Genomic DNA, 18,088 nt, shown 5'->3' with positions numbered 1-18,088 from the left:
TATTTTTGAAATTGTTGGTGTTCATAGGCTATTAAGCGCTAGGTGTAGGGTGCGCATCGCGCACCTGGGTCGGGCACTTGTCGGTTTGGCACCGTGGAAAGGTGCGCGATGCGCACCCTACGGCGCTCAAAATACCTTGAAAATTGTTGATTATTATAGGCTATAAAGCATCATTTATTTTCTCAAAATCTATAAAAACAGTCATTTTATCTGACATTAAAATCAGTAAATCTCGACCCTCTAGGGCGGCCGTTATCCCGATAGAGATCAATACCCCGCAGCCTCTATACGTACATGCCGAAGTTTTAAGCACAAAAGGTATACTTATATTTTCATTGCTCGTCTAGCGGTTTTATATGCAAAATACCGGTTCAGATGGGTAAAGCCTTCAACAAATCCTAGCAAACTGGGGAGAAAAGTATGATGAAACGATGGATTATTTTTGTGTTATGCAGCGTGCTGATAGGGTGCGCAACTGATGTTAGCCGAGAGGAAAACGACGACGAGCAACAATTTAAGTGGGACAATATTGCCTGGCAATTAGAACACTTTATCGAGCCGAACGGCGAAACGACAAGTGTCAAAGATGGTACGATTATCGATGCCTTGTTTACGAAAGGTCAATTATCCGGAAGTGGCGGATGTAATCGTTATTTTGGGAAATTTGAGATATCTGAAGAATCTAAATTAATGGTCAGCCCAGTTGGCTCAACGATGATGGCTTGTTCAGAGATTATCAACGAACAAGAGCGCCGTTATTTCGATTGGCTCGCTAAAGTTGGCGGCTATCGCTACGATGAAGGCGCTCGATTACTGACGCTTTCGGATCAAGAAGGAAATCCATTATTGGTGTTCAAAACAAAAAACCAGCCGACGTTGGAAAAAAACCAATGGCAGGTATCCGTCATCAACAATGGCAGGGGTGGTGTGGTATCGGATAAAAATACCGCTTTAGCGAATGCGTATTTTGCCGATGGCACTGTCCAAGGCAAAGCGGGTTGTAATCGGTATTCGGCGGCTTATACAAAGCAAGATGAAGAACTCAGAATCGATTCCGCGCAAACGACACGAATGTTTTGCGCAGAGGATGGTGTCATGGAGCTCGAAGCGAATTTTTTGAATGTCATGGCTCGGGTCGTGCGTTATGAAATCGATGGCGATCGACTAAAACTACTCGATAAGGATGGGGCGTTGTTGATTGGCTTTGTCAGGAAATAAAGTTTGAACATCCTTTTCCAGGAAGTTATTTATACCATTTGCTAGCCCAAATTCGGCACCGGGTGTCCTTTGACGGGCAACCCGGTGCCGAATTTGGATTCTATGATGGGTAAAGCTTTCGATTCCTAGAGTAACGTTCATGAAGGCCTGGCCACCACCCCGGGAAATGAAAGCTCTCTGGGGGCGGAGGATGCGGTCACTCACCCGACAGGACGCCGTGAACCCAGCACCTAAATTATCCAAGATAGTTAACCATAGCCAATGGACTATGGAATTTAGGTGCTGGGTGAATACGTCCGTGTAGGCTCGACGGCGGCTATCCCTGCCGCCGACGCCTGTCGATCGAGCAACCGCACCCTCTTCGGAACCGGAATTGCCGGAATGGAGATTTTTATATCGAAAAATTAGATAAAGAGTCTTAATCTACGAACTTTCACAGTAATGACCGGTCCGCTTTTCAAACCGCCTTTTTAATTCTCTCCAGAGCATTTTCCAAGTTTTTCATGCTGGTCGCGATCGAGATTCTGACGTGACCGGGACAACCGAAGGCAGAGCCAGGCACCAGCGCGACACCGGCATTTTCGATCAGGTATTCTGAAAAATCCAAGTCATCTTTGATGTTGTCCATTTTGGCGATAGCTTGTTCGACATTCGGGAATACGTAGAATGTGCCGTCGGTTTCAAGGCAATCGATGCCGTCGATTTTGTTCAATTCCGAGACGACGAAATCATGGCGTTTCTTGAATTCGGTCATCATCATATCGATGAACCCTTGATCGCCGGTGAGTGCGGCTTCGGCGGCATATTGCGAAATCGAGGTCGGATTCGAGGTGCTTTGCGATTGAATGGTGCTCATTGCTTCGATTAGGTTGGCTGGCCCTGCCGCATAGCCAATGCGCCATCCGGTCATCGAATAGGCTTTAGAGACGCCGTTCATCACGAGGGTGCGGTCGTAAAGTTCCGGGCAAGCGTTCAGAATATTGACGAAGTTGCCTTTTTGCCAAAGGATATGTTCATACATATCGTCGGTCGCGATCATAATGTCCGGGAATTCTTTCAGTACATTGCCAAGGGCTTTTAGCTCGTCGAGCGAATAGGCGACGCCGGTCGGATTCGACGGGCTGTTTAGGAAAATCAGCCGGGTCTTGTCATTAATCGCCGCGCGCAGTTGTTCCGGCGATATTTTAAAGTGCTGCGCCTGTGTCGTTTCGATGACGACCGGTATGCCGCCGGCTAACAGCACCATGTCGGGATAAGAGACCCAGTACGGTGAAGGAATGATCACCTCGTCGCCTTCGTTCAACAGTGCTTGCGTCAGGTTGTAAGAGCTCTGCTTGCCGCCGCACGAAACCAGAATTTGCTTGGCTTGGTAATCGAGGCCGTTGTCTTTTTTGAATTTGTCGATGATTGCTTGTTTCAGGCTTGGCGTGCCGCCGACCGGAGTGTATTTGGTAAAGCCTTTATTCATCGCTTCGATTGCGGCGGCTTTGATATGATCCGGTGTGTCGAAGTCCGGTTCGCCGGCGCCGAGGCCGATAATGTCCTTGCCGGCGGCGCGCATGGCGGCGGCTCTTGCTGTGATCGCCAGTGTCGGTGAGGGTTTAACGGATTGAACTCTGCCGGAAAGTTTTATGCTCATAAGTACCTGTCAAATCAATGTAAAAGTAGTCATGATTATACTCTATGTATAATAGCTGTTGAAATTCCATTAGAGAGTGAGTGTGTGAAAAAGGCATTTAATATTCAAGGCCGTTTTCAACCGGCGGGCGATCAGCCGATGGCAATTAACCAATTGGTCGAAGGATTGAACGACGGCGAAGTGCATCAAACCTTGCTCGGGGTGACAGGCTCGGGCAAGACTTTTACGATTGCCAATGTGATTGATCAAGTACAGCGTCCGGCGATGATTTTAGCGCCGAATAAGACATTGGCCGCGCAATTGTACGGCGAGATGAAGGAGTTTTTTCCGGAAAATAGCGTCGAGTATTTCGTGTCGTATTACGACTATTATCAGCCGGAAGCCTATGTGCCGGCTTCGGATACCTTCATCGATAAAGATGCTTCGCTGAATGAGCATATCGAACAAATGCGTTTATCGGCGACTAAGGCGCTGATCGAACGCGAGGATACAATTGTTGTCGCGACCGTGTCGGCGATTTACGGCTTGGGTGAACCGGAATCGTATTTTCAAATGGTCTTGCATTTGGTGCGCGGCGATTTGATCGATCAACGCGCGATCGTGCGTCGTTTGGCTGAAATGCAATATACGCGTAATGAAACCGAATTGCGCCGCGCGACCTATCGCGTGCGCGGCGAAGTCATCGATATATTTCCGGCGGAATCTGAACAGGAGGCGCTTCGTATCGAGTTGTTCGATGATGAAATCGAGCGACTGTCGCTGTTTGACCCGTTGACCGGCGAAATTAAGCAGCGTATTGCGCGTTACACGGTCTACCCAAAGAATCATTACGTCACGCCAAGGGATCAATTGTTGGCAGCAGTTGACGCGATTAAGATCGAACTGAAAGAGCGGTTAGCGCATTTATATTCACTGAACAAATTGGTTGAAGCGCAACGTCTGGAGCAGCGGACTTTATTTGATCTCGAAATGATCATGGAAGTCGGCTATTGTTCCGGCATCGAAAATTATTCACGTTACCTGTCCGGTCGCGGCCCGGGAGAGCCGCCCCCGACGATGTTCGATTACTTGCCGGATAATGCCTTGGTCATTGTCGATGAAAGCCATGTGACGATTCCGCAGATCGGTGCGATGTATAAAGGCGACCGCTCGCGTAAAGAAACCTTGGTCGAATACGGGTTCAGATTGCCGTCGGCGCTCGATAACCGCCCGTTGACCTTCGAAGAGTTCGAAGCAAAATCTAGGCAGCGAATCTATGTTTCGGCAACGCCTGGACCTTATGAAAAAGCACATTCCGGTGTCTTTGTAGAGCAGGTCGTCAGGCCGACCGGCTTGCTTGATCCGGAAATCGAAGTTCGGCCCGCGACGACTCAGGTCGATGATTTATTGTCGGAGATCAACAAGCGGGTCAAGGTCAATGAGCGCGTGCTAGTCACGACGTTGACCAAGCGCATGTCCGAGGATTTGACCGAGTATCTGGCCGATCACGACGTTCGCGTGCGTTATCTGCATTCGGACATTGATACGGTTGAGCGGGTTGAAATTATTCGCGATTTGCGGCTCGGACAATTCGATGTGCTGGTCGGTATCAATTTGCTGCGCGAAGGCTTGGATATTCCCGAAGTTTCGTTGATCGCGATTTTGGATGCCGACAAGGAAGGTTTCTTGCGTTCGACCGTGTCTTTGGTGCAAACGATAGGCCGCGCGGCGCGCAATGTACGCGGTAAGGCGATCTTGTACGGCGATAAGATCACTCGTTCGATGCAACAGGCGATCGACGAAACCGAGCGTCGCCGTGAAAAGCAAAGCCGGTTTAACGAGCTCAACCATATCACGCCGACAACGGTATTCAAGTCGGTTAAGGATATTTTGGAAATCGCCATTCCGGGCGCCGGCTTTCAACCGGTTGCGAAGGCCGTAGCCGTGACCGAGCCCGATGCGGACTATAAAGCGATGACGCCGAAACAAAAAAGCAAGAAGCTCAAACAGATGGAAGAGCAAATGTATAAGCATGCTCGGAATCTGGAGTTTGAAGAAGCTGCGCGTCTTAGGGATGAGATTAAATTATTGCAGGAGATTTATGTGGCGGAGTAGTTTGTTGGCAGTTAGCAGTGAAAGGTGAAAGGTGAAAGGGGCAAGGTTAAAGGGGGAAGAGGTAAGGTTGTTGGTGGGTTTAGAGGGTTTCCCTTAAGTTAAGGGAAACTCGTCGTTCCGTCATGGATGGCAGGCTTTTGAGGCGCATTCGGTCCTGAATGCCAGCATTACTTATTCTGTGAAGGCGCTTAATGGCATGGGGTTTAGTGGGTGATGGTTTATTTGTTGTGTTTTTGGGAGGGTAGGCAATGAGGTTTAAATTAGGTTGCGATCTCGAATATCAGGTTGATTCCTTTAGTACGTTTATTTTTAATTTTCGAATCGCGCAGATCGACTGCCAAAAGATTATTAGCGAACATCTGCAATTGAATCCTGTTATTCCTGTTGATGAGTTTGCGGCGCCCGTTCTAGAAAATCGATATTTCAGAGTCAATGTATCGGCAGGAACGAATTTGCACGTTTCGTATCGGGCAGAAGTTGAAATGTCGCACTTTTACGGTGATCCGAACCGAATCGTGGAGATTCAGCCGGCGGATTTACCGAAAGAAACCTGGCCTTATCTCTACCCAAGCCGCTTCTGTCAATCGGACCGGCTAATTAATCTTGCCCTTTCGGAGTTTGGTGGAGAGTTGATGGGTTATTCCAGAGTCACGGCCATCTGTAATTGGATTTTTGATAAAGTTTATTATCAATACGGTGTCAGTAGTTCGCATACTTCCGCATTCGATACCGCTACTGAGCGAATCGGGGTGTGCCGGGATTTCGCGCATTTGGGCATTGCGTTTTGCAGGGCCTTGAATATTCCGGCGCGGTTTGTCTCCAGTTATGCTTATGGGTTGGCGACACCCGATTTTCATGCCTGTTTCGAAGCCTATTTGGATAATCGATGGTATTTATTCGACGCCACCCGTCTGGCGCCGCAGAACGGTATCGTGCGTATCGGCACGGGGCGCGACGCGGCCGATGTTTCGATAGCCACAATCTTTGGAAATGTTTCAATGAACGATATGCGTATTTTTATCGAGCATGTTCCTGATCCGGATTGTCCCGGAATTCCGGAGCCGACGACGGAGGCCATTGCGATTTTATGAGGCTGAATTCTGCCGGGATTTTCAGAATAATCGAGTTGTTTGGTCTTATTGCTCGCCATAAACCCTTTTTATCAGTGCCAGGAACCATTGCGGGCGGAAGATGACGATGAACAGCGCGATTAGACTGACAGTTGGGATGGGTCCGATATCGAGCAGCATGAACACGATCATCGCCGATAACAGTTGAAGCCGGGCGACGGCTGACGCAAGGTTTTTTTTTCGCCCCGGATTGCCATCGGATGCGCCGGAGCTATCCGGCGAAGTTGGATTTTGCCGCGAATTTCGATAGATATTATCGACAAGGGTCTTAAACCAGCGCGGGCGGAACAAGGCAACGAACGCACCAATCGGTGAGGCGATCGGAAACGGTCCGATGCTTGCGATTACGATCAGAATCAATGCAAAAACGCACTTCAAGCGTATCGTTGTCATTTTCTATGTCCTATTATCACGATTTTGTTCGATGGCTCGGAAATGGCTAAATCAATTAACATCAGCGTAACTTGGAGTGTCGGTACCGTCAATTTACGATTTAAGTATTGATCCTAAAAAGAGCAGTTGAGAGCCTCAAACTACCGTTCGCCCTGATCCCTTCGGCTACGCTCAGGAGAGCCAAGTCGAAGGATGAGCGGGAGTTTGAGGCTTCACCCGGTCGGTGAAAGTGTTGTAGCCCCTTCATGCTTCGACTTGGCTCAGCACGAACGTTCTACAACACATGCCAACAGCTCTTTTCAGGTTGATCGTTCATTAATTCCACACTTTAAGTATTGTGTAGCGAGGCATTGTGGTGGTTTATGTTCGGATGGTGCCTCAAATAAATTTAATTTAAATCGTTGCAAAAAATAAATGCTTCGATATAATAGCGGGCCTGAACACAAAGACCTTAGGCGCGTAGCTCAGTTGGTTAGAGCACCACCTTGACATGGTGGGGGTCGTTGGTTCGAATCCAATCGCGCCTACCAAATTTCAAAGCACCGTATATCGGTGCTTTTTTGTTAGTGAACCTTGATAAGCTTAAATTAACATGCCGGTAATCACACTTCCCGATGGATCACAGCGTGAATTCGACCATTCCGTCACAGTTATGGATGTGGCTCGTTCTATCGGTTCCGGATTGGCAAAAGCTACATTGGCCGGTCGTGTTGACGATAAATTGGTCGACGCCGAAACGGTCATCGAGCAAGATGCCCATTTGCAGATTGTAACCGCTAAAGATGAAGAAGGCGTCGACGTAATTCGTCATTCGGCTGCGCATTTGCTGGCGCAAGCGGTTAAGCGTTTGTTTCCCGATGCGCAGGTAACGATTGGACCGGTCGTCGAAAACGGATTTTATTACGACTTTTCCTATAAAAGACCCTTTACGCCGGACGATCTTGCTGCGATCGAAAAAATGATGCAGCAAATCGTCGGCGAAGATATAGCAATCAAACGCTTTCTTCTGTCGCGCGACGATGCGGTTAAGTTTTTTAAGGATCAAGGCGAAGCTTATAAGGCCGAGATCATCGAGTCGATTCCGGCCAATGAAGACTTGTCTTTGTATGCCCAAGGTGAATTTACCGATTTATGCCGAGGACCTCATGTTCCGAGCACAGGTAAACTAAAGGCCTTCAAATTAATGAAGATTGCAGGCGCTTATTGGCGCGGCGATTCCAACAACGAAATGCTGCAGCGTATTTACGGTACTGCCTGGGGCGATAGCAAAGAGCTGAAGGCCTATATGCATCGCCTGGAAGAAGCCGAGAAGCGCGATCACCGTAAGTTAGCCAAATCTCTCGATTTGTTTCATGCTCAAGAAGAAGCTCCGGGTATGGTGTTTTGGCACAGCAAGGGCTGGACGCTCTATCAGCAGGTTGAGCAATACATTCGCAATAAACTGCGTCTAAACGGCTATCAAGAAGTTAAAACGCCGCAAGTCGTCGATCGTTCGCTGTGGGAAAAGTCCGGGCATTGGGATAAGTTCGGCGATATGATTTTTACGACGCATTCGGAAAATCGCGATTATGCGATCAAGCCGATGAACTGTCCTTGCCATGTGCAAATTTACAATCACGGACTAAAAAGTTACCGCGATTTACCGATTCGCATGGCCGAATTCGGTTCCTGTCATCGTAACGAGCCTTCAGGGACCTTGCATGGCTTAATGCGGGTTAGAAACTTTGTGCAGGATGATGCGCATATTTTCTGTACCGAGGATCAAATTCAACAGGAAGTCTCGATATTTATCGACTTATTGTTTGAAGTTTACAAAGATTTCGGCTTCCGCGAAGTCATTATTAAATTATCCACTCGGCCGGAAAATAGGGTAGGTGACGATTCGGTCTGGGATAAGGCCGAGGACGCGCTGGAAGTCGCATTGAACAATAAAGATTTGGATTGGCAGTTGCAGCCGGGTGAAGGCGCTTTCTACGGGCCTAAGATCGAGTTCTCGTTAAAGGATTGTATTGGCAGGGTCTGGCAATGCGGTACGATACAGGTCGATTTTTCAATGCCTGGTCGACTCGGTGCGAGTTATATCGCCGAAGACGGTTCTAAACAAGTGCCTGTCATGTTGCATAGAGCAATACTCGGTTCGCTCGAACGTTTCATCGGTATCCTGATCGAACAGCATGCCGGTACCTTCCCGCTCTGGCTCTCTCCGGTACAGGTTGCTGTACTCAATATTGCCGACAGACAAGCCGAATATGCCGAACAAGTCGTACGTAAGCTGGAGAAACAAGGCTTCAGAACGATAATTGACTTGAGAAATGAGAAGATAGGCTTTAAAATTCGCGAACACTCTATGCAACGGGTGCCGTATCTTCTGATTATCGGTGATAAAGAAATGGACAATCAGTTAGTTACGGTTAGGACGCAAAAGGGTGAAGATTTAGGCAGTCTTTCAATCGATCAATTGACCGAACGGCTAGGTAGTGAGATTGAAGACAAAAAATAATCATTGTTTGGAGGATTAGGGTATCTCAGCGAAAAAAGACGAAGTGCGCATAAATGACACGATCACCTCGAGAAGGGTGAGAGTCGTTGGCGCAGATGGCGAAGCGCTCGGCATTATATCGATCGATGAAGCAAAGCAGCTGGCTTATGATAACGACCTGGATCTGGTGGAGATTTCACCGAATGCGGATCCGCCGGTTTGCAAGGTCATGGATTACGGCAAGTTTCAGTTCGAGCAAAATAAGAAACAGCAGGCCGCCAAGAAAAAGCAAAAACAGATACAGGTTAAGGAAGTCAAGTTTCGTCCGGGCACCGAAGAAGGAGACTATCAGGTTAAATTGAAAAACCTGACTAAGTTCCTCGAAGAAGGCAATAAAACCAAAATTACACTCCGTTTTCGCGGTCGTGAAATGGCTCATAAAGAGCTAGGTATGGATTTATTGAAGCGTATCGAAAAGGATTTGGAAGAGCTGGCCTTGGTTGAGCAGTTCCCTAAAATGGAAGGCCGTCAAATGGTTATGGTCATGGGGCCGAAAAAGAAAAAATAAAAGGGCGTCGTTTGATGCGTCCTTGTTGCTAGGAAGGCAGCAGAAAGCATTGCCTAGGGTAATGCGACACAAATTCTTCAGGGCCTTGCATTTTGCCTTGTCGAGTTTAAATCTCAAGGAAACTTACTATTTTAATCGGAGCAAACAAATGCCAAAAATTAAAACTAATCGCGGTGCGGCAAAGCGTTTCAAAAAAACCGCAGGCGGATTTAAGTGCGGACAATCGCATCGCCGTCACATTTTGACAAAAAAGTCCACTAAAAGAAAAAGACAGTTGCGTAAAGCGGCTCATCTTCACCCGTCCGACGTGCGCATGGCGACACGTATGATGCCTTACAGTTAAAACGACAGGAGAAGAACAGTGGCAAGAGTTAAACGTGGCGTAACAGCCAGAGCAAGACATAAAAAGATTTTAAAGCAAGCGAAAGGATACTATGGCGCGCGCAGCCGGGTTTATCGCGTTGCTAAGCAAGCAGTGATCAAGGCGGGCCAATATGCTTACCGTGACCGCAAACAGAAAAAACGTCAATTCCGCGCATTATGGATTGTTCGTATCAACGCCGCTGCGCGTCTGTGCGGAATGTCCTATAGCCGTTTCATCAATGGTTTGAACAAAGCCAATGTTGCGGTCGATCGTAAAGTGTTAGCCGATTTGGCCGTGCGTGACATGGAAGCTTTCGCGGAATTGGCTAAAATTGCACAAGCCAACTGCAGTAAGCCCTAAAAACAGAAAAACCGGTCGGGTTGGTTCATTCTAGATTTTCGCGATTTTTTGAAATGGCTATGACGCAGGGTGCGCATCGCGCACCTTCCTCAATGGCAACCGATCCCCAAGTGTTTTTCTTTAAAGTGCGCGATTCTTAGTACGGCCGCTTTAGTAATGAGGCGGCCGTGCTTTTTGGATATTTCCCATTCATTTCTAATAGCGAGTTGAGCAGTGTCGGCTACTCTCGAAGATCTCCTGGCGCAAGCTTTACAAGAACTTGCGAATTCTCAAGACCTCAATCAGTTGGATCAGGTGCGCGTTCATTATCTAGGCAAAAAAGGCCTATTTACGCTGCAGATGAAAGAATTGGGCAGGCTCGATCCGCAGCAGCGACGAGAAGCCGGGCAGGTCATCAATCAAGCTAAAAACCAATTTCAAGAAGCGCTTGAAGCGAAGAAGCAAGCGTTAGAAGCAGCAGCGCTGCAACAACGGTTAGCGAGCGAATCTATCGATGTGACATTGCCGGGACGAGGGCAGCAGGTTGCGGGGTTACATCCGGTTAGCCGAACCTTACGCCGTATCGCCAAGATATTCGCCGGCGTCGGCTTCGATGTCGTCGAAGGTCCCGAAATCGAAGACGATTATCACAACTTCGGGGCATTAAACATTCCGGATCATCATCCGGCGCGAGCAATGCACGATACCTTTTATTTCGATGCTCATACGGTACTCCGCACCCACACATCACCGGTACAGATTCGTGTCATGGAAACGCAGCGCCCGCCGTTGAAAGTGATCGCGCCGGGGCGTGTCTATCGTTGCGATTCGGATATCACGCATACGCCGATGTTTCACCAGGTCGAAGGCTTTTTGGTCGATAGCGGAGTAAGTTTTGCTGATTTAAAAGGCGTCGTTTATGAATTTCTGAGTGCCTTCTTCGAAAAGGACATTCAAGTCCGCTTCCGGCCATCCTATTTTCCGTTTACCGAACCGTCCGCAGAAGTCGATATCGAGTGCGTGATGTGTGGAGGAAAAGGCTGCCGCGTTTGCGGACATACCGGTTGGCTCGAAGTGATGGGTTGCGGCATGATTCATCCCGAAGTGTTTAAATCGGTGGGTATTAACGGCGAGCTGTATTCGGGCTTCGCATTCGGTATGGGGGTCGAGCGACTGGCGATGCTGCGTTATGGAATCAACGATTTAAGGTTGTTTTTCGAAAACGATCTGAAATTTTTGCAGCAATTTAGGTAGGTTAAGGTCGGATCATGCAATTAAGTGAAGCTTGGTTAAGGGAACTGGTCAATCCGCCGATTTCGACGGCGGAACTGGTCGGACAATTGACAATGGCCGGTCTCGAAGTCGATTCGGTGACGCCTGCGGCGGCCGATTTTAGCGGAGTTGTGGTTAGCGAAGTGATGGCGATGGAGCCGCATCCGGATGCCGATCGATTGCGAGTCTGCCGGGTCGAGGTTGGTGAGGCCGAACCGTTGCAAATCGTTTGCGGGGCTGCAAATGTTCGCGTCGGTTTGAAAATTCCGGCGGCACTGATCGGTGCGGTATTGCCCGGTGATTTCAAAATCAAAAAGTCGAAACTGCGCGGCGTCGAATCGTTCGGTATGCTGTGTTCCGAAAAAGAGCTGGGTTTGGCAAAAGATGCCGAAGGCTTGATGGAATTACCGGCCGACGCGCCGGTGGGAACCGATATTCGAGATTACTTGTCGCTGAACGACAATATGATCGAGGTTGATTTGACGCCTAACCGGGCCGACTGCCTGAGCGTCGAAGGTATTGCCCGTGAAGTGGCGGTGTTGAATCGCTTGGATTTTAAACCGGAACATGTGATGCCTGCATCTGCGGTTCATCAGGAGACATTAGCGGTCGCGGTGTCGGCAGCCGAATATTGCCCTCGTTATACCGGTCGATTGATTAAGAATGTGAATCCGGATGCTGAAACCCCGTTATGGATGCAGGAACGTCTGCGAAGATCCGGACTGCGTAGTCTCGGGCCTTTGGTCGATGTCACTAACTATGTGTTGTTGGAGATGGGGCAGCCTTTACATGCCTTCGATGCCGATAAGTTGACCGGCGGAATTCGGGTGCGTTTAGCCGACGCCGGAGAAAAACTGAGCTTGTTGAACGATCAAGAAATCGTGCTCGATAACGAAACGCTGGTTATCGCCGATGATAGCCGTGCGTTGGCCTTGGCTGGCGTAATGGGCGGTAGCGAAAGTGCTGTCGGCGACACAACAAACAATATCTTTTTGGAGTGCGCTTTTTTCTCGCCGGATACCATCATGGGCAAAGCGCGCCGATACGGTTTGCATACCGATTCCTCGCATCGCTTCGAACGTGGTGTCGATCCTTATTTACAATCTCGAGCTCTGGAAAGAGCGACGCAACTGATTCTTTCGATTGTAGGCGGCAGCGCTGGTCCGGTTACGGAAGTTAAAGCCGAAGCGGCCTTACCGAAACGCTTGCCGGTTTTATTACGCAAACAACAGATTTTGGACATTCTTTGCGTCGAGCTTGAAGATGAAGTGATTGCCGATATTTTCGAGCGTTTGGGCATGTCGGTTGAAACCTCGGAAGAGGGTTGGCAAGTTACCCCGCCTGGATTTCGTTTCGATATTGCCATCGAGGCTGATTTAATCGAGGAAGTGGCCCGTATTGTCGGCTACAACAATCTGCCGCAAAGTGAATTATTCATGCGTTCGGAATTAAGCAAGGCGCCGGAAGCGATGCTTGAACTCGATAGAGTTAAGGATTTTTTAGTCGATAGAGGTTATCAAGAAGCGATCACCTATAGTTTCGTCGATGAGGCTATACAAAAAATCATAGCACCGGATGATGAGTTCATTCCATTGAAAAATCCGATTTCATCGGAATTGGCCGTGATGAGAACCACGTTGTGGTGCGGATTGCTGCGTGCCGCCTTGCATAATATCAACCGGCAGCATACTCGGGTCCGGTTATTCGAAACCGGCTTGCGTTTCGTGCGCCAGGATGGTGTGATTCATCAGCAAAAAATGCTGGCAGGTCTCGCGATCGGTGATGTGTGTGCCGAACAATGGGGCGATAAAAGTCGTGCAATCGATTTTTTCGATGTTAAGGCCGATCTTGAGGCGCTGTGTGCCTTAACCGGTATAACTTTTCTGTTTGAGGCTGCAATTCATCCAGCATTACACCCCGGCCAGTCGGCGCAAATTCGCTCTGCATCAGGGGAGGTTATAGGATGGATGGGTATGTTGCACCCGTCGCTGGAAAAACAATTAGATTTCGATTCGAGAGTTTTCTTGTTCGAATTGGATCAAGATTTACTATTGGACAAGGCCATTCCTTCGTTCAAGCCTTTATCGAAATTCCCTTCGGTACGCCGCGATATGGCCTTGATCGTCGATGAAAAAGTGACGGCCGGTCAAATCATCGATGCGATAAAAAGCTGCAATGAATCGGTTGTTCAAGACATTCTGATTTTCGATGTGTATCGCGGGCCAGGTGTAGAAACCGGCTACAAAAGTATTGCCTTAGGGCTGGTTTTTCAAGATTTTTCACAAACTCTTACCGATTCGCAAATAGATGCTATATTTAGCAGACTGTTAGCGGCTTTAGCCGATAAGACCAATGCAAAACTGAGGGATTAAATTTATGGCATTAACGAAAGCTGATTTTGCCGAGAGGCTGTTTGACGAGCTTGGATTAAACAAGCGCGAAGCGAAAGACATGGTGGATTTGTTTTTCGAAGAAATAAAAGGATCTTTGGAGAACGGAGAGCAGGTCAAATTATCGGGATTCGGCAAATTCGAACTTCGGGACAAAAACAGTCGGCCGGGTAGAAATCCGAAAACAGGTGAAGAGATACCGATTACCGCCCGTCGTGTGGTAACATTTAGGTCCGGTCAAAAACTAAAAGCCCGAGTAGAAGCTTATGCTGGAACCGAGTAATAATAATGAACTGCCGCCGATACCGGCGAAACGCTATTTTACGATAGGTGAAGTCAGCGAATTATGTGCGGTCAAGCCGCACGTACTAAGGTATTGGGAGCAGGAGTTTTCAGAACTAGCCCCTGTAAAACGGCGGGGTAACCGTCGTTACTATCAACGGCACGATGTATTGATGATTCGTCAGATTCGATCGCTCCTTTATGAGCAAGGCTATACGATAGGCGGCGCGAGGGCCCACTTATCAAGCGACGATGCCAAGGAAGATTCAACTAGGACCAAGCAGTTGATTCATCAAATGATCGGCGAGTTAGAAGATATACTGGAAATTCTTAAATAATTAGCAAGCTTTGATTATTCAATAGATAGGCCTGAATAGTAATGTTTGTATTCACTTTTTAATGAATATCCAGTATCATTCATATCTTTTTATATTGTCGGGGCGTAGCGCAGCTTGGTAGCGCACTTGCATGGGGTGCAAGGGGTCGAAGGTTCAAATCCTTTCGCCCCGACCAATTGATTCAAAAGCTTATGATTTTCGATTAAATCATAATGCTATTATTTCGAGGTGCCAATTATAGGTGCTTCAATTTTTATGTTTTGCTCGGATTATCGATCGTCAGTCAATGACGACAGGTCCCGTCCAATTGAGTTCGTCGATCGCTCTTTGAGCCGACTCGATTGTTGGATAGGATGTGTTTAATACATGTCCGGCTTCGCTTCCGATAACGATGAATACCCGAATGCGATTTGAATCGTTATTGATCCTAATAGAGCACACTATCCCCCGTCTAACGAGCCTACGCGCTTCGTTGGCTGTAATTTCAATCATAAAACAATCATTCATATTGATACCTGTGTTGGACAGTCTAGTTTAAGGCTCATTTTGGCACACTTTGGTTTCGTCTGTCTGTTTCCGGCTCATTACAACGATTATTTTTCGCCAAGCACACTTCTCGCTCTTGTTGATTTCCAAATTGGGTATTTGCAGGGCTACCCCACCATGACCGTAGATTACGCTGATTTGCTATGTAGCTTTTGCATGGCTTGATCGAATTGCCCTTGAAGCAATAATGATAAGACTAAAGCGCTTTCGTCTATCGATTGCTCTATAACTTGCAGTTCGTTTTTTGAGGGTGTGTGTAGCACGTAATTGACAACGGCATTTCTATCGCCTGGATGACCTATGCCGAGTCTTAAGCGCCAGTATTCATTGCTGCCTAATTGCGCATTGATATCTTTCAGGCCGTTATGACCGCCGTGACCGCCGCCTTTTTTCAGCTTGCAAGTACCGGGAGGAAGATCAAGTTCGTCATGAATGACTAGGATTGCTTCGGGGGGAATTTTGTAAAATTTAGCCAACGCGCTAACCGAACGGCCGCTGAGATTCATGAAGGTTGAAGGTTTTAAAAGCCATGCCTCATGACCCGAAGTATTCAGTTTGCCGGCGTTTCCGAAAAACTTGGCTTCGGCGTTCATTCGAGTATTATTGAGTCGTCCGATATGATCTATCCACCAAAAACCTGCATTATGTCGTGTATCTTCGTATTGCTTGCCGGGGTTGCCAAGGCCGACAAAAAGTTTGATTCCTGTCATTTAAAAAATAATTTGTGAAAAAATGGAAGTATTGTTTTTTTAGTGAGGCGCTATTATATACTTCGCGCGGCAATTTTTTCGGAGGTTTGTCGTCCCTTTTGTCCGATAGCAGTATTGCGGAAGATATATGAATGCAGAAGCAAATTTTCTGTCCTGCATCGCTAAAACGCTTGCTGTTGATGCCCTATGCCATCCTTGGCGATCGCAAAGCTTAGACAAAGCTAATGGCGAACGGGATTTTGGAGTGTGTAACCGCTCCTTTTGTTAAATCGTATCGGGTTGCGGTTCAGGTTGTTTTGAAGGCAGTTTTTTTTCTAATTGGCGGCCGAATTCTTCAAGTTGTTTTTGCAATTGCTCACCGAAAGATTCGATCTCTTTTTCAAGCAAGGGCAGTTGTTTTTCAAATTGATTTTGGAATCTTTCACCGAGGTTTTGCAGGCTTTTGAAAAAGTCGTCGAATACGGTTCCTGCCATGTTTTGTCGTGTTCGGAGATAGTCGATTCGCCACAATTCGTTTTCGAAGACCAGTGCCGTTTCAAAGGGTCGAGCACTAAGGCTCGTTTCTTCGGATTTAAGGATCGTTTCGACGGAGGCAATATCGCCGTCGATGATCATTTTGCCGGTTTCGAGCGAGGTGATGTTTGAATAATCGTGAGAAGATGCGGCAAGCGAAGCCTTGCTGGCATCGGTTACGTAGCTTTCGGCGGTAGCTAAGTCGTTATCGATTAGAGCTGTCCAGAATGAGCGGGTGACTTCGTCTGGTGTTTTTGCGCTGTCGCAGCCGCTCAATGCGAATACAATAAACAAAAGCCCGGCGTATACCGGGCTTTTGACGCGCAGTGTGTTTCGATCAATCATCGCCGCCGAAGACGCCAAGCAATTGCAACAAGCTCAGGAACAAGTTGTAAATAGACACATACAACGAGACCGTCGCCAGAATGTAATTGTTTTCTCCGCCGTTAATGATGGCGCTGGTTTGGAACAAAATCATGCCCGACATCAGCAGAATGAACATCGCGGATACTGCCAGTGACAGTGCAGGCATCGAAAATACGACCGCGCCGATTCCGGCCAAAAAGGCAACGAGAATGCCGACCATCAAGAATCCCCCCATGAAGCTGAAATCTTTGCGGGTCGTCAACGCGTAAGCGGAAAGGCCCAGAAAAATTACGCCGGTGCCGCCTAGTGCCGTCAGAATTAATTCATGACCGTTGCTGAATGCATTGATATACATGCTTAAAATAGGTCCCAAGGTCAGTCCCATGAAACCGGTCAAAGCGAATACAAAGACTAGGCCAAGACTGCTGTTACTGAATTTGGTCGTCAGAAACAGCAAACCGAAATAGCCGATCATCGAGACGATCATGCCCGGATGAGGCAGGTTCAGCGTCATTGCCAAACCTGCTGTCAGCGCGCTGAACAATAAGGTCATCGACAACAGCATATATGTGTTTTTCAGCACTTTATTGGTCGCCAGAATGCTTGCTTCCGGCCGTGAAACTGCGGTATTCAATCTCATGTTTAATGACTCCTATGTCAATTAATAACTTACGGATTATACAGACCTCCCAATATTACAAGAGTTTCATTGTGTTTGTAAGTCATTTGCAGCGAAATGTGTAGTCGGCTCATTATTAAAGCTATGTATTTGGTAATTTTTGAAACCACCCACCACTACCGGAAGCACTTAAAAGTTCAATGTGAATTTTAGTGCATGCTATGCCTACCTAATGTCGGCAAAAGGCAACGCATGAAGACACGTTAAACTATTGGTGGTACTGCCTTGGTAGGTAAAGCCTACAATTATGTTTTGAGATTGGTGTAGTATTAATGGCTAATGGATTAACCTTTTTAAAATGCTGAATTACAGTAAAATACGTCGTTTTCCATTAAACCTTCTATTCCATGTCAGAACCTACCGGATTAACGCCTTATGAGTTGATAGGCGGAGAAAAAGCCTTGTTGAGCTTAGTCGACCGATTTTATTTTTTTATGGATACCTTGCCCGAGGCCGAAGGTATTCGCACAATGCATCAACCGGATTTGTCCGGCGCGCGCAACAAACTGTTCAAGTTTTTGTCCGGTTGGCTCGGCGGGCCGGATTTGTTCATTCAAGAATACGGACACCCAAGACTGCGAGCCCGGCATTTTCCGTTTGCGATCGGCGAGTCGGAGCGCGATCAATGGATGCTGTGTATGAAAAAGGCCCTGAGCGAACTGCCTATGGATGCTCGGCTCAGAACCGAATTAAGCGAGGCGCTTCAGCAATTGGCTACGCATATGATTAATGTTCAAGGTGAAAGGTGAAAGGTGAAAGGTGAAAGGT

18 protein-coding genes and 2 tRNA genes are annotated in these 18,088 nt (G+C 47.6%); 14 read left to right on the top strand and 6 right to left on the bottom strand.

Features of this window, described 5'->3' with window-relative positions; all coding sequences use genetic code 11:
* Positions 1-420 precede the first annotated feature (420 nt).
* On the top strand, positions 421-1,218 hold the full coding sequence (locus tag ACRJJO_RS03775; protein ID WP_431064581.1) for an META domain-containing protein: 798 nt from the start codon (positions 421-423) through the stop codon (positions 1,216-1,218).
* A 457-nt stretch (positions 1,219-1,675) separates the two neighbouring features.
* On the opposite strand, the gene ACRJJO_RS03770 is transcribed toward ACRJJO_RS03775, so the two are convergent.
* A complete protein-coding gene (locus tag ACRJJO_RS03770) occupies positions 1,676-2,857 on the bottom strand; it encodes a pyridoxal phosphate-dependent aminotransferase (RefSeq protein ID WP_431064580.1) in 1,182 nt (393 codons plus the stop codon).
* 84 nt (positions 2,858-2,941) lie between these two features.
* On the opposite strand from ACRJJO_RS03770, the gene uvrB reads away from it, so the two are divergent.
* Positions 2,942-4,951, top strand: a complete 2,010-nt coding sequence (gene uvrB, locus ACRJJO_RS03765; protein WP_431064579.1) for an excinuclease ABC subunit UvrB — start codon at positions 2,942-2,944, stop codon at positions 4,949-4,951.
* 248 nt (positions 4,952-5,199) lie between these two features.
* Positions 5,200-6,042, top strand: coding sequence for a transglutaminase-like domain-containing protein (locus ACRJJO_RS03760; protein ID WP_431064578.1), 843 nt, complete (start codon positions 5,200-5,202; stop codon positions 6,040-6,042).
* A 45-nt stretch (positions 6,043-6,087) separates the two neighbouring features.
* Here the strand turns inward: ACRJJO_RS03760 and ACRJJO_RS03755 are convergent, their stop codons facing one another.
* Positions 6,088-6,474 carry a hypothetical protein gene (locus tag ACRJJO_RS03755; protein ID WP_431064577.1) on the bottom strand — a complete coding sequence of 129 codons (387 nt, stop codon included), beginning with the start codon at positions 6,472-6,474 and terminating at the stop codon, positions 6,088-6,090.
* A 453-nt stretch (positions 6,475-6,927) separates the two neighbouring features.
* Here ACRJJO_RS03755 and ACRJJO_RS03750 point away from each other — a divergent pair.
* The 10 genes from ACRJJO_RS03750 (at position 6,928) to ACRJJO_RS03705 (ending at position 14,681) form a co-directional block, all read left to right on the top strand.
* Positions 6,928-7,004 (top strand) — tRNA-Val (locus tag ACRJJO_RS03750).
* 62 nt (positions 7,005-7,066) lie between these two features.
* Positions 7,067-8,974 carry a threonine--tRNA ligase gene (gene thrS, locus ACRJJO_RS03745; protein ID WP_431064576.1) on the top strand — a complete coding sequence of 636 codons (1,908 nt, stop codon included), beginning with the start codon at positions 7,067-7,069 and terminating at the stop codon, positions 8,972-8,974.
* A 43-nt stretch (positions 8,975-9,017) separates the two neighbouring features.
* On the top strand, positions 9,018-9,521 hold the full coding sequence (gene infC / locus ACRJJO_RS03740) for a translation initiation factor IF-3 (RefSeq protein WP_014147391.1): 504 nt from the start codon (positions 9,018-9,020) through the stop codon (positions 9,519-9,521).
* Positions 9,522-9,669: 148 nt separating this feature from the next.
* Positions 9,670-9,864 carry a 50S ribosomal protein L35 gene (rpmI, locus tag ACRJJO_RS03735; RefSeq protein ID WP_083877669.1) on the top strand — a complete coding sequence of 65 codons (195 nt, stop codon included), beginning with the start codon at positions 9,670-9,672 and terminating at the stop codon, positions 9,862-9,864.
* 18 nt (positions 9,865-9,882) lie between these two features.
* Positions 9,883-10,245: a 50S ribosomal protein L20 gene (gene rplT, locus ACRJJO_RS03730; RefSeq protein ID WP_017840104.1), complete on the top strand. Its 363-nt coding sequence runs from the start codon at positions 9,883-9,885 to the stop codon at positions 10,243-10,245.
* Between the two features lie 213 nt (positions 10,246-10,458).
* Positions 10,459-11,478: a phenylalanine--tRNA ligase subunit alpha gene (gene pheS / locus ACRJJO_RS03725; protein ID WP_431064575.1), complete on the top strand. Its 1,020-nt coding sequence runs from the start codon at positions 10,459-10,461 to the stop codon at positions 11,476-11,478.
* A gap of 14 nt (positions 11,479-11,492) precedes the next feature.
* Entirely contained in the window at positions 11,493-13,868 is a 2,376-nt protein-coding gene (pheT, locus tag ACRJJO_RS03720) for a phenylalanine--tRNA ligase subunit beta (protein WP_431064574.1), read from the top strand.
* A 4-nt stretch (positions 13,869-13,872) separates the two neighbouring features.
* On the top strand, positions 13,873-14,169 hold the full coding sequence (gene ihfA / locus ACRJJO_RS03715; protein ID WP_014147396.1) for an integration host factor subunit alpha: 297 nt from the start codon (positions 13,873-13,875) through the stop codon (positions 14,167-14,169).
* A complete protein-coding gene (locus ACRJJO_RS03710; protein ID WP_014147397.1) occupies positions 14,153-14,506 on the top strand; it encodes a MerR family transcriptional regulator in 354 nt (117 codons plus the stop codon). Before ihfA ends, ACRJJO_RS03710 begins: the two co-directional genes overlap by 17 nt.
* A 98-nt stretch (positions 14,507-14,604) precedes the next feature.
* Positions 14,605-14,681, top strand: a tRNA-Pro gene (locus ACRJJO_RS03705).
* A gap of 104 nt (positions 14,682-14,785) precedes the next feature.
* Here ACRJJO_RS03705 and ACRJJO_RS03700 read toward each other — a convergent pair.
* The 4 genes from ACRJJO_RS03700 to ACRJJO_RS03685 all read right to left on the bottom strand — a co-directional run bounded on the left by ACRJJO_RS03700 (position 14,786) and on the right by ACRJJO_RS03685 (position 17,281).
* Positions 14,786-14,998, bottom strand: a complete 213-nt coding sequence (locus ACRJJO_RS03700) for a hypothetical protein (protein ID WP_431064573.1) — start codon at positions 14,996-14,998, stop codon at positions 14,786-14,788.
* Positions 14,999-15,180: 182 nt separating this feature from the next.
* Complete coding sequence (gene pth, locus ACRJJO_RS03695; RefSeq protein ID WP_431064572.1) at positions 15,181-15,762, bottom strand: aminoacyl-tRNA hydrolase; 582 nt, start codon at positions 15,760-15,762, stop codon at positions 15,181-15,183.
* A 264-nt stretch (positions 15,763-16,026) separates the two neighbouring features.
* On the bottom strand, positions 16,027-16,620 hold the full coding sequence (locus tag ACRJJO_RS03690; RefSeq protein ID WP_431064571.1) for a hypothetical protein: 594 nt from the start codon (positions 16,618-16,620) through the stop codon (positions 16,027-16,029).
* On the bottom strand, positions 16,613-17,281 hold the full coding sequence (locus ACRJJO_RS03685) for a Bax inhibitor-1/YccA family protein (protein ID WP_431064570.1): 669 nt from the start codon (positions 17,279-17,281) through the stop codon (positions 16,613-16,615). Before ACRJJO_RS03685 ends, ACRJJO_RS03690 begins: the two co-directional genes overlap by 8 nt.
* Positions 17,282-17,667: 386 nt before the next feature.
* Between ACRJJO_RS03685 and ACRJJO_RS03680 the strand changes: the two genes are divergently transcribed.
* Positions 17,668-18,069: a group II truncated hemoglobin gene (locus tag ACRJJO_RS03680; protein WP_431064569.1), complete on the top strand. Its 402-nt coding sequence runs from the start codon at positions 17,668-17,670 to the stop codon at positions 18,067-18,069.
* The last annotated feature ends 19 nt before the right edge of the window (positions 18,070-18,088 follow it).

This window comes from Methylotuvimicrobium sp., assembly GCF_050611805.1.
GTDB lineage: Bacteria > Pseudomonadota > Gammaproteobacteria > Methylococcales > Methylomonadaceae > Methylotuvimicrobium.
Note: the sequence above shows the minus strand (reverse complement) of the source record. Positions and strands in the feature narration are given on the sequence as shown.

Coding starts and splice junctions, on each gene's coding strand:
- ACRJJO_RS03680 (WP_431064569.1), top strand. CDS start 17,668: ATGTCAGAACCTACCGGATTAACGCCTTATGAGTTGATAGGCGGAGAA.
- ACRJJO_RS03775 (WP_431064581.1), top strand. CDS start 421: ATGATGAAACGATGGATTATTTTTGTGTTATGCAGCGTGCTGATAGGG.
- thrS (WP_431064576.1), top strand. CDS start 7,067: ATGCCGGTAATCACACTTCCCGATGGATCACAGCGTGAATTCGACCAT.
- ACRJJO_RS03685 (WP_431064570.1), bottom strand. CDS start 17,281: ATGAGATTGAATACCGCAGTTTCACGGCCGGAAGCAAGCATTCTGGCG.
- ACRJJO_RS03690 (WP_431064571.1), bottom strand. CDS start 16,620: ATGATTGATCGAAACACACTGCGCGTCAAAAGCCCGGTATACGCCGGG.
- ACRJJO_RS03760 (WP_431064578.1), top strand. CDS start 5,200: ATGAGGTTTAAATTAGGTTGCGATCTCGAATATCAGGTTGATTCCTTT.
- ACRJJO_RS03755 (WP_431064577.1), bottom strand. CDS start 6,474: ATGACAACGATACGCTTGAAGTGCGTTTTTGCATTGATTCTGATCGTA.
- pheT (WP_431064574.1), top strand. CDS start 11,493: ATGCAATTAAGTGAAGCTTGGTTAAGGGAACTGGTCAATCCGCCGATT.
- pth (WP_431064572.1), bottom strand. CDS start 15,762: ATGACAGGAATCAAACTTTTTGTCGGCCTTGGCAACCCCGGCAAGCAA.
- ACRJJO_RS03770 (WP_431064580.1), bottom strand. CDS start 2,857: ATGAGCATAAAACTTTCCGGCAGAGTTCAATCCGTTAAACCCTCACCG.
- ACRJJO_RS03710 (WP_014147397.1), top strand. CDS start 14,153: ATGCTGGAACCGAGTAATAATAATGAACTGCCGCCGATACCGGCGAAA.
- ACRJJO_RS03700 (WP_431064573.1), bottom strand. CDS start 14,998: ATGATTGAAATTACAGCCAACGAAGCGCGTAGGCTCGTTAGACGGGGG.
- rpmI (WP_083877669.1), top strand. CDS start 9,670: ATGCCAAAAATTAAAACTAATCGCGGTGCGGCAAAGCGTTTCAAAAAA.
- ihfA (WP_014147396.1), top strand. CDS start 13,873: ATGGCATTAACGAAAGCTGATTTTGCCGAGAGGCTGTTTGACGAGCTT.